The organism is Thermotoga neapolitana DSM 4359, assembly GCF_000018945.1.
Taxonomy (GTDB): domain Bacteria; phylum Thermotogota; class Thermotogae; order Thermotogales; family Thermotogaceae; genus Thermotoga; species Thermotoga neapolitana.
This window is the reverse complement of record NC_011978.1, coordinates 276,533-291,790: the sequence shown is the minus strand read 5'-3', so window position 1 is coordinate 291,790 and position 15,258 is coordinate 276,533. Positions and strand designations below refer to the sequence as shown.

The window sequence follows — 15,258 nt, the reverse complement described above, 5'->3', positions numbered from 1 at the left end:
GCATAAATATAACACCTCTGGAAGAAAAATTCATTTGTTTTTGTTTTGGTAACTCAAGAGTAACATTTATTTTTATCAATCGATATTGATGAGTGCTAATATATCTTAAGGGGGTGAAAAGAATGATCAAGAGGGTCAAAACGGGCATACCGGGGATGGATGAGATCCTTCATGGGGGAATTCCAGAAAGGAACATAGTCCTCATCTCTGGAGGGCCAGGTACCGGCAAGACGATCTTTTCACAGCAGTTCATATGGAACGGGCTTCAAATGGGGGAACCTGGAATTTACGTGGCTCTCGAGGAGCATCCAGTACAGGTGAAAAAGAACATGGAAGTTTTCGGCTGGAAAGTTGATGATTTCGAAAAGGAAGGGAAGTTTGCCATAGTGGACGCATTCACAGGAGGGATAGGTGAGTACGCGGAGAAAGAAAAGTACGTGGTGAAAGATATAGACGACGTCAGGGAACTCGCCGAGGTGTTGAAAAGGGCAATAAGAGAAACCCAGGCCAAAAGGGTGGTGATCGATTCCGTCACGACCCTCTACATAACAAAACCGGCAATGGCAAGGAGCATCATATTCCAGCTCAAGAGGATCCTTTCAGGACTTGGTTGCACCTCACTCCTTGTGAGTCAGGTATCGGTGACGGAGAAGGGATTTGGTGGACCCGGTGTCGAACATGGTGTGGATGGAATCATCAGACTTGATCTGGACGAAATAGATGGTGAGCTCAAAAGAAGCTTGATCGTCTGGAAAATGCGAGGGACGTCTCACTCTATGAGAAGACACCCGTTCGAAATAACCGACAAAGGTATCGTCATACATCCTTCGGAGGGGGGTGAGGAGAAATGAAACTCAACTTCAACCCGATGACGAAAGAGGAGATTCACCAGCTCGAAACGGTTCTGCTTGTTGGTACTCTCTTCAGAAAGGAAGTGCTTGAGGAGATCAGAAACTCCTCTGAAAGGCTCACCTGGGTGGACAGCCTAGCGGTTGCGGCGGGAGCATTTGCAAGAGCAAAAGCCGGTATGACTGCTTCTGAAATCGCAGAGGAACTCGGAAGAACCGAAGCAACGATCAGAGAACACGTGAAAGGAGAAACCAAGGCAGGAAAACTGGTAAACGAAACCTACGAACTTTTAAAAGAAGGAAAGCTGAGTGTGGAAGGATTGATAGGTGAGGGTGTTCTGGCAACCACCACGGGCGATGAGAAACTCCAGGAGATCAAAAAAGAGCTCGAAGAGGTGAAACAAAAACTGGAAAGCGTCATTCAGAAACTCTGAGGCGGGGATTCATTCCCCGCCCTTTGTAAACAACAGAACGACTACTCCTCCGGAGAGAATGGCAATTCCCAGCACCAGGAACATGAGTGAGTACGACTTTTCCGCGAGAACACCTGCCAGGAAAGGACCCAGCGTGGCTCCAAAAAACCTTGCAGAACTCAAAAGACCGAGGGCTCTTCCCCTTTGAAGATAGTGAAATCTTCTGCCAAGAAAGTTACTCGAGCCGTTTATAAACGCACCAAAGCTTGCTCCCAGAAGGGCGTAAGCCAGTATCGGTGCCCAGGCTCTCGGTACCATCATAAGAAAAGGAGTCAGAGAGGACATGAAAATCCCCAGAGCACTTATGAACTTCGGTTCCACCCTTTCAACCAGTTTTCCGAAGAAAAAGTGAGAGGGTATCTGGATGAGCGGGTTGACCGCGGTGATAAAACCGATGGTCGAAGCACTGTAGTGGAACGTGTCGTTCAAATAAACAGCGATCAAAGACATAGAGCCGGAGGTTCCCATTTGTCTCAGAAAACTTCCCAGATATAGCGCCCATGTTCCGTGTTTCATGATTTGTCTTCCGAAAGTGTATATCCTCCTTTTTCTTCTGAACACCTTCCTCCTTCACTCTGAGAGCAGGAATCACTGCCATTGCTACGACTATCGAAAAGAAAACAAAAGCGAGTTTCAGATTCATGAACATCAACAGAAAACCAATGGAGAGTCTGCTGAAAAACATTCCAAGTGAATTCGAGGAATTATAAAGTGAAAAACCAAGCGCCATTCTCTTTGTGGTACTGCTGAGCGCCATCGCGGCAGGAGGATACATTCCATTGAAAAAAGCTATGATCATGGAGACAATCAGAATGGCAGAGGGAACATCTACGACCGCGTACAGAGGATAAAAGGCAGATGCTAGAACAAGACTCGATATGATGAACACCCTTCTTTTCCCGGTTCTGTCCGAAATTCTCCCCCAAAAGACGTTTGAAAAGGTGTTCACCGCTCCTCTGAGGCTGGAAAGAAGACCTATCAAGAAAAGAGTTGCTCCTATCTCTTTCATGCGAAGCTGAATCAGAAGATTGAAACTCATGGTACCCGTAGAACGAAGAACGTTGGTGAGAAATAGCATTCACATGACCTCCAGCAATTTGGTTCGATGTGTGAATTATTTTACCACAACAGCAGCAAACATCAAATATCAGAAGAACGAAAACCAGAAAACTTGAAGGTCCATAGTCGAATCACCTGCTGCCTGTTTGTCTGGGAACAAGTGACTTTATCCAATCAACAAAAGCAGGGTAATTCCTTGTCTGGATGTACACCCTTCCTGGTCCCGTGAAGGTGCATACAAGGCCCTCTCCGCCCAAAAGTTTGGATTTCAACCCTCCAAATGTTCTGACATCCCATTTCAGTGTACCGTCGAAGGGCAACAACGTGCCCTGTGTCAACCGTGATCTCTTCTCCCGGTTGAAGTGTCACCGATCTGATGCCACCAAAAGAAGAAACGGCCACATCTCCTTCGCCCTGCAGTTTCAAAAGAAAAATTCCCTCTCCTGCGAAGAAAGTTTTGAAGCCACCGAAAGAAACATCCATCTCTACCGAAGGATCACTGGCCAGATAGGAGGTTGATTGAACATACAGAGTTCCATTCATGGGAATCACATCGATGTCTCCGGGAAGTTGTGGTGCAAAACCGATTTCACCCTCTCCACGGGAAACGTACGTGTTCATGAAGAAATTCTCTCCACCCAGGACAGCCCTTTTGAGTGCCTTCCACACACCACCCATCACTGAAGTTTGAACCTCGATGGGTCCTCTCATGTAGACCATCGCACCAGGCTCTGCCACAACGCTTTCGCCACCCGATAGAAACACCCTCAGGAGAGCATAACTACCCTTCAAAGCGATTTCATACCTCACTATCTTTCCTCCTTTTTCGATAGTACTCGCAGTGTTTCTTTAAAAAGCAGTCCTCACACTTCGGATTCACAGGCCTGCACACATTTCTTCCAAACTCCACCATGGAGCCGTTGATGGGACCCCAGAGTTTCTCTGGAAGGAGTCTTTTCAGTGCTTTTTCTGTTTCTTCAGGTGTTTTCGTCTTCACCCAGCCGAGTCTGTTGCTGATTCTGTGAACGTGGGTGTCAACCGCAAGAGCAGGCTTTCTGAATCCCACCCAGAGCACTATGTTCGCCGTTTTTCTTCCAACGCCAGGTAGTCTCAGCAACTCTTCCAGGGTGTCAGGAACTTTCCCACTGTATTTTTCCACGATGATCTTCGATATCTTCACAATTCGCTCTGCCTTCTGCCTGTACATTCCCGACTCTTTTATCAAATCGTAGAGATCCTCAGGTTTTGCTTTTGCCAGATCTTCAGGTGTTCTGTACACCTCGAAGAGTTTCCTTGCTGCCCTTTCAGTGTTTTCATCGCGTGTTCTCTGGCTCAGAACAGTTGAGATGAGCACCCTGAAAGGATCTGTCTCCTTGTGATCTCTCGGAAAGCGTTCTATGATCTCTTTTGCGATTTTTTCTATCAAACTCTCACCTCACAGATCTTCCAATAAGGCCCTGTAGGCTCTGTATGTTTCAAACAGATCCGCCTTCGAAGAGATCTCAAACGGAGAGTGCATACCGAGAAGAGCGGGCCCCATATCGATCACATCTGCTCCTCTTTCGGCAAAGAACTTGGCGATCGTTCCTCCACCACCCTGATCGACCTTTCCAAGCGTTGCCACCTGCCAGATAACGTTCCTTTCGTTGAGGACTTGTCTCACACGAGCCACGAATTCCGCGTGGGCGTCGTTCGTTGAGTACTTTCCCCTTGCGCCCGTGTACTTGACAAGGGCAACACCGTATCCCAGTCTCGGTGCGTTGTGAAGATCGTGAACATCCTTGTAAGGTGGATTCACAGCGGCACAAACGTCTCCAGAGATCACGGCTGATCTTTCCAGCACCTCATCGAGGGCAAATTCTGAATCCCTGGCACCCTGAATCTTCAGAATCTGTCTGAGAACTCTCAGATAGAACCTTGCCTTCGCACCGGTGTTTCCGTCGCTTCCTATCTCTTCCTTATCGAGAAAGACTACACCGATCGATTTCTTTGGATTTGACTCCAGAAATGCTCGAAGTGCTGTGTAGGCACATATCCTGTCATCCTGCCCGTATGCCCCTATGAGACTTCTATCTATTCCCACTTCCCTGGGTGGGAAGGCAGGAACAACCTCTATCTCACCACTCACGAAATCTTCCTCTGAGATACCGTACATTTCGTTCAGGATTCTGAGAACGTTCATCTTCACCGCTTCTTTCTCCTCTCCACTGAGAGGAATGGTACCGGCGATGAGCATCAGATTTTCACCTTTGAATTTTTCAGAGATCTTTGCGTCTTCCTTGTCGAGATGTGGAAGAAGGTCCGGTATTGTAAAAACGGGATCCTCCGGTTTATCTCCCACATGAATCTCTACCTCTTCTCCATCTCCTTTGAAGAGAACACCGTGTATCTCAAGAGGTATGTTGAACCAGTGATACTTCTTAATACCACCGTAGTAGTGTGTCTTGAAGAGTGCTATCTGTTCATCTTCCACCAGTGGATTAGGCTTGAAGTCTAGTCTGGGAGAGTCTATGTGCGCGACCACAAGGTTCAAACCCTTTTTCAGATCGTCCACCACCCTGAAGGCCGCTATTGCCTTTCCTCTGTTCACCGCATAGACTGCCATATCCATGGGATCACCTGTGAAATCTTCAATGGGAACAAATCCTTCTTTTTCCAGGAACTTCCTGATCTCTCCGACTGCCAGTCTCTCCGTCTTTGCCCTGCCTATGAAATCCATGTATTCTTTCGAGAAGGCTTCGATCTCCTCCCTGTTTCTGTGATGCCAGACGTTCTTTCTTTCCATCTTCATTCAAACCACCTCCGTGCTGTAGGGTTGTACGCGCACTCCCTCAAACACCATTTCACCATTCGACAGGTTGTGTATCACTTTCAGAGAACGCCCTTCATCGACCAGTCTGTACACGAGCAGTTTTTCTTCTTTGCACAGAAATTCGATGTTTGCCCTGTCCAGCCAGTGATTTTCCCCTCTGAATCCTGCCCACCTCATCGTGTGTGAGAGAATCGAATCACGATTTCTCCTCTGATACTCAACAGAAACACCGGAGAATGGATCGTTATACGCGGGCCATTTCCAAAATGTCTGGCCTTCAACACACATGTTTTCGCTCCAGGGGAACGGATCCAGCACGACTTCCGTGTTCGGTTTTCGATAGATTCCTTTCATTCCCAGTTCGTCTCCGTAGAATATGAGAGGAACCCCGGGAAGCGTGAACAGAATGGAAAGTGAGAGTTTCACCTTCTCTTCACTCAACCCTCCTTCGAAACTCGCAAGCCTTGACATATCATGGTTCGATGTGAAGTTCACCGGCAGATAATCTTTTCCAACCAGGGCCCTTTCGATCGACTCGATCAACACTTTGAAGTTTTCCTTCCACACCGCTTCCTTAATACAGTGTGAGGTATCGAAATTTAGCATGTAGCCGAATATCCTGCCGTGTTCATCCACAACTTTGGATTCTGCCCAGATTTCCGCAAGGAATATTCCCTCAATATCGGAGAGGAAATACCTCCAAAAGCGAACGTTCTGTTCCAGAGTATCTCTCATGTGCTTTGCTGCGTCGAATCTGAATCCGTCCACTCCCATTTCAAGAAGGTGATAAACCACCTTCTTCATCTCTTCAAAAACCTGCGGGTTATCGTAGTTCAGATCGGGTGAGAGGGGACCGAAAAGTCCTCTGTAGAACCTTCCGTCCTCCAGAGGATGCCAGATCCTTTCGTTGTCCCACTCTCTTCTTTCGTCCAGATCCGTTTTTTCACTCGCCCATACGTAATAATCCCTGTAGTGTGGATCTCCTTTCAGGGCTTTCTGAAACCACACATGGAGGAAACCAGTATGATGGATGGGAAGATCGAGAACGACTTTTATACCGTTGTCGTGGAACGCCTCGATCATCTCTCTAAAGTCTTTCTCGTCTCCGTACTCGGCTTTGAAAGAATAAAAATCCACCACGTCATACCCGTGGAAGGAAATGGAGGAAAAGACGGGCATGAGCCAGACAAAATCAACACCCAGTTCTTTCAGGTAGGAAATCGCACCTTTCAATCCTTTGAAATCCCCCACACCATCGAAGTTTCCATCCCTGAATGATCTCACGTAGATCTGGTAGCCTATCATCCCTCTATCCTCCTTGGCTCAACAAAGATGGTTTTATAGTTCGTGTATATGACCATACCTGGTTTGAAACCCTTTGGCTTTCTCACGTACTTTATGAGAGTGTAATCAACCGGTACCTTCCCGGAGTTTTTCCCTTTCGAATAGCCTGCTGCAAGACTTGCAGCGTACTCTATCACCTCCCAGGGCACCTTCTTTCCCCCTGTCTTCACCACCACGTGGGCACCCGGCATCTCATGGGCATGAAACCACAGATCCTCCTTCGAGGAAGTTCTCACGAGTTCGTCGTTTTGTTTGTTGTTTCTTCCCACAAGAATCCTGAAACCCATGTAACTTGTCTCTCTGAAACGAGAAGTCTTTTCTTTTCTCTTTTTCTCGCTTTTTTCTTTCAAAAGCCCGTGTTCTTTCATTTCCTCTTCTATTTCCTCAAGCGTTTCTATGTCTTCTGCGTCATCGACCGTCTGCCAGAGTTGATACAGGTATTCCTTCTCCTGGGAGATCTCCTTGAGTCTTTTTTCCACCTGCTCTTTCTTTCTCTGAAGTTTCTTGTAAGTGTTGTAAAGTTTCTGGGCCGTTTGAGCGGGATCTTTTCCCACATCCACAACGATCTTTTCGTTCGTTTCCCAGTCTGTGAGTTCCACTTCGCCAGATTTTCCCTTTATGTTCCAGAGGTTTTGAACGATGAGATCTCCGATCCTTCTGTAATCCTGTGCTTTTTCTACTTCGGCAATCTCTCTCATAAGTTTCTCTTCCAGATCCTCAAGATCCTCTATCCTCTTCATGATCACCCGAGTAAGACGGTTTTTGGTGTTCTCGAACGTGGATTTTTCCTCTTTCCAGCCCACAAATTCGTTGATCCCTTCGGAGGGCCTCTCAAAGTAGCGCTCTTTGAGGTTCAGCATGGTGAGTCTGAACGCAGATATCTCCACAGGATGTCCCTTTTCGTAATAGACGAACACACCCGGGATCTCCAGTTCTCGTTTCACCTCTTCGAGAACCTCAAAAATTCTTTCACGTTCCACATCCTTCCATGGAACGTCCGGTTCGTATCCGGCGCGATGGATCACTTCTTCCACAGACACCGGTGAAAAGCCTTCCAGAATGGAGAGAAGAACGTTTCGAACGCTTTTTTCACTTTCACCGGGAAGTTCCTTGAGATCGAAAATGGAAGTCTTTCCGGAAGGAAAGATTGAAAAGTCCTTTCCTGGAAGGATCTCCCTTCTTCTCGTCACAATCCTTCTGTGTGCATCAACGATCTTTCCATCTTTTACGAGAATCATGTTCGAATGCATACCCATTATCTCGACAAAGAGTTCCTTCTGAACGGCTCCCTCTATCTCGTCTAGTTTTTCGAACACGAATCGAATCGACCTGTCCATTCCGATCTGTTCTACCTTCAGAAGTTTTGCACCTTTCAACTCTTTTCTCAGAAGCATCGTGAAAGAAGAAGGCATCTTCTCGGATGCCTTTTCCCTCTCAGCCAGCGAGATGTGAGAAACGTCCGGCTTCAAACACACCCTCACGGTAGAACTTCGAAACAGAAAATAGTAGTCAACCGACGTGGGCTGATAGATTTGCCTGAGATGCTCTCCCTCTATCTCTTTCAACTCTTGAACCACCTTGTAAAGCAAAACACCGTCCAGCGGCACTTCAATCGACCTCTATTCTGTATTTTTCTATGATTTCAGACACTTTCTTTATGTCCTCCGCGTGCTCTTCGTTTCCACCAGGCGTTTCCAGTATCCAGGGAACCCTCTGTACTTCTTTGAACGAGAAAAAGACAGCAAAGCCCGCCTCACCTATGAAGCCGCTTCCTATCCTTTCGTGTCTGTCCTTTGCCGCACCGAGTGGATACTTCGAGTCGTTGAGGTGTATCATTTTGAGCCTTTCCAGCCCGAAAAGATTTTCGATCTCACTCAGAAGGGATTCCACACCTTCTTTTTTTGTTATGTCGTATCCTGAGTCGAATCCATGACAGGTGTCGTACGTGATCGCAACACGATCTTTCTGATCAACAAGATCGATGATTCTCTTCAGATGTTCCAGTCTGTAGCCGATGTTTCCTCCTTTTTGAGAAACGTTCTCGAGGAGAATGATCACATCTTCCGTGTTGTTCAGTACTTCGTTCAGTCCACGGGCGATCCTGTTTATTCCCTCTTCCTCACCCGTTCCAAGGTGGCTTCCTGGATGGATGTTCAAATATTTTATGCCCAGTTTTCTGCAGATTTCTACTTCTGTCTTCAGAAGATCTACGGATTTTTGCCAGATGTCTTCTTTTGGACTGGCAAGATTCACAAGGTACCCACAGTGACAGAAGGCGTTCTCCCAGTCGATTCTGTGCTTTTTCATCTCTCTTTTGAATTTCGTGGCCATTTCGTCTGTGGGAAGTTTGGCCTGCCAGGACCTTGCGTTGTGAGGGAATATCTGGAAGGAATTTCCTCCGATATCGATCGTATCCTTCGGTACCCTATCAAATCCCTTCGAAATTGGCATGTGAGCGCCTATCTTTATCATCCTTTTTCCCCCTTTTTGATCATCGCCGTGGTATTATTCTCTCGGAGGTGAAAACATGTGGATCATCGCACTCGTAATTCTTGGCTTCACCATATATTCATTCTACACCTGGGCTTTTCTCATTCGTCACAGAAGGATCATAGGTTACATAGAAAGAGACATAGTAGAACTCGAAGAAAGAGAAAAACTGTTCAGAAAAGAAGTAGAATCCGGTAACAGTTTCGTTGAAGAAAAGCACAACGAAATCCTGAAACTTCTAAAGAAAGCAAAAGAAGAATACAACTCAGAAGTTGAAAAGTTCAACAAAAAACTCTCTTCTCCAGTGTTCTTCCTTGCCGCAAAACTCTTTGGAGAAAAACCTATGGAGAAAATGGATTAACCCCTGCTTTTTCGCTCCTTCCAGATTCTCTCTGCTTCTTCCAGGGAGATCTTTTCGTCCCAGAACAGCCAGGGCTTTCTGTGAGAGATCTTCTCCACAACCCTCTGAATGGCCCGCTCTAGATCAACACCATAATCTCTCTGGGCCACAGCTCCCACAAGAAAGGCATCGTAGATGAGATCGCCTATCTCTTCTTCGAGATTGGTCAGGTCTTTTTTCTTCACCGCATCCCTTATCTCTTCCACTTCAGAGGCAAGTGCATCGAGAAGAGAATCGATGCTTTGTCTTTCCAGCCAGGGGCACTTTTCCAGACTTTTCTCGATGATCTCAAGGAGTTTCTCTACCATCCCATCAACTCCTTCAGTCCCTCAACGAGTTTTCTATCATCATCATAACTTCTTCCCTTCACAGTCAGGTAACCCCCCACTATCATCCCGTTTGCTCCCGCAAAAAAGGCGAGTGCCTGAAAATCTCCGAGTTTTTCTCTTCCTGCTGCGATTTTTATTGTCACGTTTTCTCCGAGAACGATCCTGAACGCTGCTATCGTTTTTATTCTCTCTACAACATCAAGCTCCGGGAAGTTCTCAAAAGGAGTTCCCTTTATCGGTATGAGAAAGTTGATGGGAACAGAATCTACTTCCAGATCCTTTAAAATTCTCGCTAATTCCAGACGATCTTCAAAACTTTCTCCAACGCCGAATATCCCTCCACTGCAAACCTCAAGACCGATGCTTTTCGCGTTCTCCACGGTTTTCACTCTGTCATAAAAGGTGTGGGTGGTGCAGATGTTTTGGAAAAACCCCGGTGAGGTTTCCAGATTGTGGTGGTATCTGTCAAGACCGTGGTCTTTCAGATAACTGAGTTCATCTTTCTCAAGGGTTCCAAGAGAAGCACAGATTCTCAAACTGGTGGTTACTTTCAAAAATTCTATAATACTTGCTATTTTCAGCAGTTCATCCCTGGTGGGTCTTTTTCCAGAGGTGACAATACCGAATCTTACAGCCCCCATTTTTTCAGCTTCTTTTGCTTTCTCAAGGATACTTTCTTCATCTAGAAGAGGATATCTCTTCACTCCAGTATTGTAGAGAGAGCTCTGAGCGCAGAATTTACAGTCCTGATCACAGATACCGGATTTTGCATTCACGATGCTGCAAATATCCAGTCTGGAATTGCGAACCATCGTGCTGGCTTTAAGAATCAGTTCTCTTGTTTCCATACTCAAAATTTCTTTCAAAATCTTCAACCTCCTGTATTGGACAAGTTCTATACTATATTATAGGTTCTTTGCACAATTCACAACCACAAAACAAACTGAAAAAGGAGGTGATCACATGAAAATCGGCTTTCTCAGCAGATGGGGTGCCACATGCGGTGTTGGCATGCACGCAGAGATACTCGCCAGAGAGTTTGTCAACATGGGACACGAAGTGGTGGTTTTCGCCCCGACCGAAGAAAGTGCCAAAAAGGAGGTCAAATACTACAAGAGAACCGAAGCCACGGACCCGGATTTCGTCAAGAGGGAAATTTACACGGAAGTGGACAACGTGACCGAAGAAGGCTGGGTGAAAGAAGAAGAGATTTTAAAGGAAAACCTGGACCTGCTCATAGTAGAGACCTTCTGGAGGGTTCCGGTGAAGCCTCTCACAAAACTCATAGAAAAACTGAAGATTCCTGTCATTTCCGTCTTTCATGAAGCGAACATATTCAAAGCAAGGGAAGTTGTGAAACTGCCCTGCGATAAAATCGTTGTGTTCGACAGAAGGTTCTACGATGAGATCCTCGAGTTTTACGGTATCCCAAGAGAAAAGGTGGAAGTGATCAGTTATCCTGTGATGAAACCCTACGAAGTAGAACCGGAAAGACCTGTTGGTGAGGACAAATTCCTCTTCTTCTCTTTCGGAAGACAGCCCGTTGAAGAGTACTGCGATTTCTTGAACGTTCTGAAAAAACTGAAAAAGAGATTCGACAACGTTCACTACTGGATCATCAGATCTGATGGAAAGATCGAGTACGAAGCGGAATGGATCACACAGTGGCAGAAAAGGCCGACCGTTGAAAAGCTCTACAGTTATCTGAAAGGATCGAACGTACACCTGCTTCCAAAGGGAAACACACCGAACGTTGTGGTCTCTTCCACCCTCTATCAGGTCATAGCAAGTGAGACTCCCATCGTCATCAGAGACAGCAGATTCGTTGAAACCATTGAAACCGATGCTTACGGATTTGGTCCCATAGTGAAGTACAGAAACATACACGATCTGGCACACAAACTGGAACTTCTGATGCTGGACAGCGAACTGGTGGAAGACATAAAGAAAGAGGCAAGGATCTTTGTGGAAAAGTACAGCGGTGAAAAAGTTGCCCGGGAATTTCTTGAACTTGCAAAATCCATCAACAAGTGAGGGGGTATCCCCTCACTTTTTCACCAGAACCCTCAGTACTCTGGGAACGACAGAAAATGATATCTTCCTCGTCCAGAAAGATTCTCCATCCAGTTCCACAGGTTCTTTCTTTTGAAACTCCACCGTCACTTTTTTTGCCTGGTATCCTTCTACCCCTGGATGCTCCAGAAGTGTGCCGTTGAACACCCTGTACAAATTCGCAAGAATTCTGATCTTTCCTATATCGTTTATCACAGTAACGGCCAGAAGTCCATCGTCCGGAACGGCGTGTGGGAGTTGATTCATGCCTCCACCGTTGTACTTGCAAATTCCAACGTTCATGGAAAAGATCTTCTTTTCCCACACTCTTTCGTCTACCTGGATTCTGGCAACGGGCGGTTTGTACTTGATGATTGAAGAGAATATCCTTGAAAAGTATGAAACACGGTTTTTCTTCCTTAGCAGATTTGTTCTGTGGGTTACAAAACCGTCGAAGAAGAGTCCGGCAACGTTGACGAACACTCGCTTCTTCATTTCCCCATTGGACGATTCGTACTCGGCAACACCAAGATCTTGAACGAAGACTCTTCCATCTTTCAGGGTCTTTACTGCCTCTTCGATCATTAGAGGAACACCGATCGTTCTTGCCCAGTCTTTTCCACTGCCGAATGGGATCCAGCCGAACGTGACCTCTTCGAGATTGAATCCACCAAGAAAGATTCCGTTCACCACTTCGTTCATCGTTCCATCGCCACCGAACGCCACGATCTTTCTGTGGCCGCTTTCAAAGGCTTTCCTTGAAAGTTCCATTGCGTGTCCCGGTTTTTCCGTAAAGGCAACTTCGCAATCTATTTCATACCTTTCCAGGAGGTCTTTTACCTTCATCCAGAGTTTTCTGGCTTTTCCTCCGCCTGCCGCCGGGTTGTATACCAAAAACACACCTATCCCCTTCCAAAAAGTGCAAGTATTATTGATACTGCAAAGGAAGCAAGACTTGCAGTGAGAAACTGCCATCCTCTTTTGTCATAGAACTTTTTCTTTCGGGGTTGCTTTTTCTTGATGGCTCTTGTTCCAAGGTCGAAAAAGACGATCGAAACAAAAAGGGTCCCAAAGCCTGTAAAGAAAAAAAGATCTGAGATAATTCTCAACCTTCCACCTCCGCAGAGGATATTCTATCATCTCCCTATTCTCACCTCATACCCCTTTGCGATGAGGACCCTTTCTATCTCTTCAACGTGTTTTTCATCGACTGTTTCGAGTTCGAGTTCTATCTTTGCAAATCCAATGGGAACGTCCTTTGCAGACCGGTTGTGAAAGACGGAAAGCACGTTCGCCCCGAGTTCCGCCACAACTCCAAGAAGTTCCTTGAGAGCACCGGGTCTGTCCATCACAAACGTTTCGATGAACACCTTTCTTCCACTTTTCACAAGCCCTTTGTTTATAATCCTGTCTATCATGTTCACATCAATGTTTCCTCCACTCACAACAACCACCGCTTTCTTTCCATTCACATCCAGTCTGTTCAAAAGTGCAGCAACCCCCACCGCTCCCGCCCCCTCGGCTACCACCTTTGCCTGTTCAAGAAGAAAACAGAATGGCATCCGCTATCTCCTCTTCGTTCACCATGACCATATCGTCGACGTACTTTTTTATGATCTCGAAGGTTATCTCTCCGGGTTTTTTCACCGCAATTCCATCGGCCAGGGTGGGTTTTCCCTCTATCTTTTCTATCCTTCCCCTCTTCAACGATGCGATCATGGAGGGCATGTTTTCCGTCTGGACACCTACTATTCGAACGTTCGGATTTATGGACTTGACAGCAATGGAAATACCGGAAATCAGACCTCCTCCACCCACCGGAACAACAATCATATCCACATCGGGCAGGTCCTCCATTATCTCAAGGCCTATGGTCCCCTGCCCCGCTATCACATGAGGATCGTTGAACGGATGAACAAAGACTGCACCCGTTCTTTCCTGAATCCTCAGCGCCGCCTCGTACGCCTCATCGAACACATCACCTTCCAGGATCACCTGTGCACCGAGTTTTTTCGTTCTTGTGACCTTTGAAAGCGGTGCGTACCTGGGCATCACAATTGTTGCAGGAATACCGAAAATCTTGGCAGCGAGTGCCACCCCCTGAGCGTGATTTCCAGCTGATGCTGCTACCACACCCTTCTTTCTCTCCTCTTCACCCAGATGTGCTATTTTGTTGTAAGCTCCTCTTATTTTGAAAGCTCCTGTCTTTTGAAGATTTTCCATCTTCAGATATATCTCGCCACCACTGATCTCACTCAGAACGGAACTGTAAGTGAGGGCTGTTCTGTGCACGACACCCTTCAAAATCTCCTGTGCTTCCCTGATATCCCTCAGAGCGACCACAGAAACACCTCCTTTCAACCCCATTGAATTGTACACCGCAGAAAAGAATTCACGATTTTTTCACAGAGGGTGATATAGAATTTCACTGACAAACATTTTAAAAAGGAGGTATCCACATGAAAAATCTCTTTGTTGCCCTGGTGCTGGTTGTTTCCGTGGCTGGTTTTTCTGCTTCCCTGAACGATGTTCTTCAAACTGCACTTGCAAGTAGCACAGACTATCAAATCGCCCAGATCGATCTGGAAACAGCAACAATGGATTATGAAAAAGCCAAACTTGAAGCAACAAATAGGAAATCAGAACTTTCCGCAGAACTCAGCTACTACAACAACCTGCAGAACTACAGAAGCTCGTTGAAATCAGTTTACCAGGATGTCCTTGGAAGAATCTTCGATCTTCTGATCGCCGAAGTTTCCTATGAGAGCGCACAGATAAACTTCGAAAATGCCCAGGAAGATCACAGAACGAACCAGGAACTCTTCAAAAAGAACCTCATTTCGGAGAACGATCTGAAAGACTCCGAACTCACCCTTGAGGAAGCAAGTAACAACCTTCTTTCTGCAAAGTATGATCTCGACGAGGCAAAGAAAAACTACGAAGAGCTCTTCAGCGTGGAGGCAAGCGAGATAGAACTTCCACTGGTAGACTTCCACGATCTTGTGAGCGAAGATGAATATCTGGACAACCTTCTTTCTGTAAAGATCGCAGAGACGAACATGAAGATCGCAGAGTACGACCTCAACAACCTCTCCGCCGCCGCTTCTAAGTATGAAAGAAGAACTGCAGAACTGGCTTACCAGAAGGCAAAGATGAACTACGAAAAGACGTTGAAAGAGGCAAAAGATACCTACAGAAGCACCATCAACTCTCTTGAAGTTATGCTTTCAAATCTCAAAGTTCTGAAGGAGAGGATAGATCTCAACGAATCCATTTTGAAAGACTACCAGGACAGGTACGAAAAGGGCCTTATCTCGAAGAAAGAACTGAACGCTCAAAAGATCAATCTTCTCAATGCAAGAAAAAATTACCTGAATTCGCTTCAAAACTACTACAACACGATCATAACTCTCCTCATAGATGCTGGAAAAGACGTCTCTTTCTGAAGAGG

The 15,258-nt window shown here is 46.2% G+C and carries 17 protein-coding genes and 2 pseudogenes; 5 read left to right on the top strand and 14 right to left on the bottom strand.

The genetic code is table 11. From position 1 onward, the window contains the following. Window positions 1-122: 122 nt before the first annotated feature. On the top strand, window positions 123-851 hold the full coding sequence (locus CTN_RS01480; RefSeq protein WP_038066485.1) for a KaiC domain-containing protein: 729 nt from the start codon (window positions 123-125) through the stop codon (window positions 849-851). Next, the gene (locus tag CTN_RS01475; protein WP_015918805.1) at window positions 848-1,282 is read left to right on the top strand and encodes a transcriptional regulator; all 435 of its coding nucleotides are present in this window, start codon (window positions 848-850) and stop codon (window positions 1,280-1,282) included. The genes CTN_RS01480 and CTN_RS01475 overlap by 4 nt, the downstream gene beginning before the upstream one ends. 87 nt (window positions 1,283-1,369) lie before the next feature. On the opposite strand, the pseudogene CTN_RS10250 reads toward CTN_RS01475, so the two are convergent. The 8 genes and pseudogenes from CTN_RS10250 to CTN_RS01440 all read right to left on the bottom strand — a co-directional run. Next, window positions 1,370-2,360: pseudogene (locus tag CTN_RS10250) on the bottom strand (MFS transporter); the annotation flags it as partial. A 151-nt stretch (window positions 2,361-2,511) separates the two neighbouring features. Beyond that, window positions 2,512-2,700, bottom strand: a complete 189-nt coding sequence (locus CTN_RS10180) for an AIM24 family protein (protein ID WP_280381582.1) — start codon at window positions 2,698-2,700, stop codon at window positions 2,512-2,514. After that, window positions 2,660-3,145 (bottom strand): annotated as a pseudogene (locus CTN_RS01465) (TIGR00266 family protein); the annotation flags it as partial. The gene CTN_RS10180 and the pseudogene CTN_RS01465, both read right to left, overlap by 41 nt. A gap of 34 nt (window positions 3,146-3,179) precedes the next feature. After that, on the bottom strand, window positions 3,180-3,806 hold the full coding sequence (gene nth, locus CTN_RS01460) for an endonuclease III (RefSeq protein WP_015918801.1): 627 nt from the start codon (window positions 3,804-3,806) through the stop codon (window positions 3,180-3,182). A 9-nt stretch (window positions 3,807-3,815) separates the two neighbouring features. Further along, window positions 3,816-5,171: an aminopeptidase gene (locus tag CTN_RS01455; protein WP_015918800.1), complete on the bottom strand. Its 1,356-nt coding sequence runs from the start codon at window positions 5,169-5,171 to the stop codon at window positions 3,816-3,818. Next, entirely contained in the window at window positions 5,172-6,497 is a 1,326-nt protein-coding gene (gene mgt / locus CTN_RS01450) for a 4-alpha-glucanotransferase (protein WP_015918799.1), read from the bottom strand. Beyond that, entirely contained in the window at window positions 6,494-8,143 is a 1,650-nt protein-coding gene (locus CTN_RS01445) for an Rqc2 family fibronectin-binding protein (protein ID WP_015918798.1), read from the bottom strand. Before CTN_RS01445 ends, mgt begins: the two co-directional genes overlap by 4 nt. Window position 8,144: 1 nt before the next feature. Beyond that, window positions 8,145-9,008, bottom strand: a complete 864-nt coding sequence (locus CTN_RS01440; protein ID WP_015918797.1) for a deoxyribonuclease IV — start codon at window positions 9,006-9,008, stop codon at window positions 8,145-8,147. Between the two features lie 55 nt (window positions 9,009-9,063). Here CTN_RS01440 and CTN_RS01435 point away from each other — a divergent pair, with 55 nt between their 5' ends. After that, window positions 9,064-9,387 carry a hypothetical protein gene (locus CTN_RS01435; RefSeq protein ID WP_015918796.1) on the top strand — a complete coding sequence of 108 codons (324 nt, stop codon included), beginning with the start codon at window positions 9,064-9,066 and terminating at the stop codon, window positions 9,385-9,387. On the opposite strand, the gene CTN_RS01430 is transcribed toward CTN_RS01435, so the two are convergent. Together CTN_RS01430 and bioB are read right to left on the bottom strand one after the other, a co-directional pair. After that, window positions 9,384-9,734 (bottom strand): MazG nucleotide pyrophosphohydrolase domain-containing protein, encoded by a 351-nt coding sequence (locus CTN_RS01430; protein ID WP_015918795.1) that lies wholly within the window; start codon window positions 9,732-9,734, stop codon window positions 9,384-9,386. The two genes, CTN_RS01435 and CTN_RS01430, sit on opposite strands and share 4 nt — an antisense overlap. Beyond that, complete coding sequence (bioB, locus tag CTN_RS01425; RefSeq protein WP_231555957.1) at window positions 9,728-10,621, bottom strand: biotin synthase BioB; 894 nt, start codon at window positions 10,619-10,621, stop codon at window positions 9,728-9,730. The genes CTN_RS01430 and bioB overlap by 7 nt, the downstream gene beginning before the upstream one ends. A gap of 97 nt (window positions 10,622-10,718) precedes the next feature. Between bioB and mds the strand changes: the two genes are divergently transcribed. Beyond that, window positions 10,719-11,789, top strand: a complete 1,071-nt coding sequence (gene mds, locus CTN_RS01420) for a GDP-mannose:di-myo-inositol-1,3'-phosphate beta-1,2-mannosyltransferase (protein ID WP_038066479.1) — start codon at window positions 10,719-10,721, stop codon at window positions 11,787-11,789. 12 nt (window positions 11,790-11,801) lie between these two features. Here mds and CTN_RS01415 read toward each other — a convergent pair whose 3' ends face one another. Genes CTN_RS01415 through ilvA form a run of 4 tightly spaced genes read right to left on the bottom strand, consistent with a single transcriptional unit; the run spans window position 11,802 to window position 14,150 of the window. Next, a complete protein-coding gene (locus tag CTN_RS01415; protein WP_015918792.1) occupies window positions 11,802-12,707 on the bottom strand; it encodes a diacylglycerol/lipid kinase family protein in 906 nt (301 codons plus the stop codon). A 2-nt stretch (window positions 12,708-12,709) separates the two neighbouring features. Then, entirely contained in the window at window positions 12,710-12,916 is a 207-nt protein-coding gene (locus CTN_RS01410) for a hypothetical protein (protein WP_015918791.1), read from the bottom strand. Between the two features lie 27 nt (window positions 12,917-12,943). Continuing rightward, a complete protein-coding gene (locus tag CTN_RS10025; RefSeq protein ID WP_015918790.1) occupies window positions 12,944-13,369 on the bottom strand; it encodes an ACT domain-containing protein in 426 nt (141 codons plus the stop codon). Further along, window positions 13,347-14,150: a threonine ammonia-lyase gene (gene ilvA / locus CTN_RS01405; RefSeq protein WP_244857366.1), complete on the bottom strand. Its 804-nt coding sequence runs from the start codon at window positions 14,148-14,150 to the stop codon at window positions 13,347-13,349. The genes CTN_RS10025 and ilvA overlap by 23 nt, the downstream gene beginning before the upstream one ends. Window positions 14,151-14,266: 116 nt before the next feature. Here ilvA and CTN_RS01400 point away from each other — a divergent pair, with 116 nt between their 5' ends. Continuing rightward, on the top strand, window positions 14,267-15,253 hold the full coding sequence (locus CTN_RS01400) for a TolC family protein (RefSeq protein WP_015918788.1): 987 nt from the start codon (window positions 14,267-14,269) through the stop codon (window positions 15,251-15,253). Window positions 15,254-15,258: the final 5 nt, after the last annotated feature.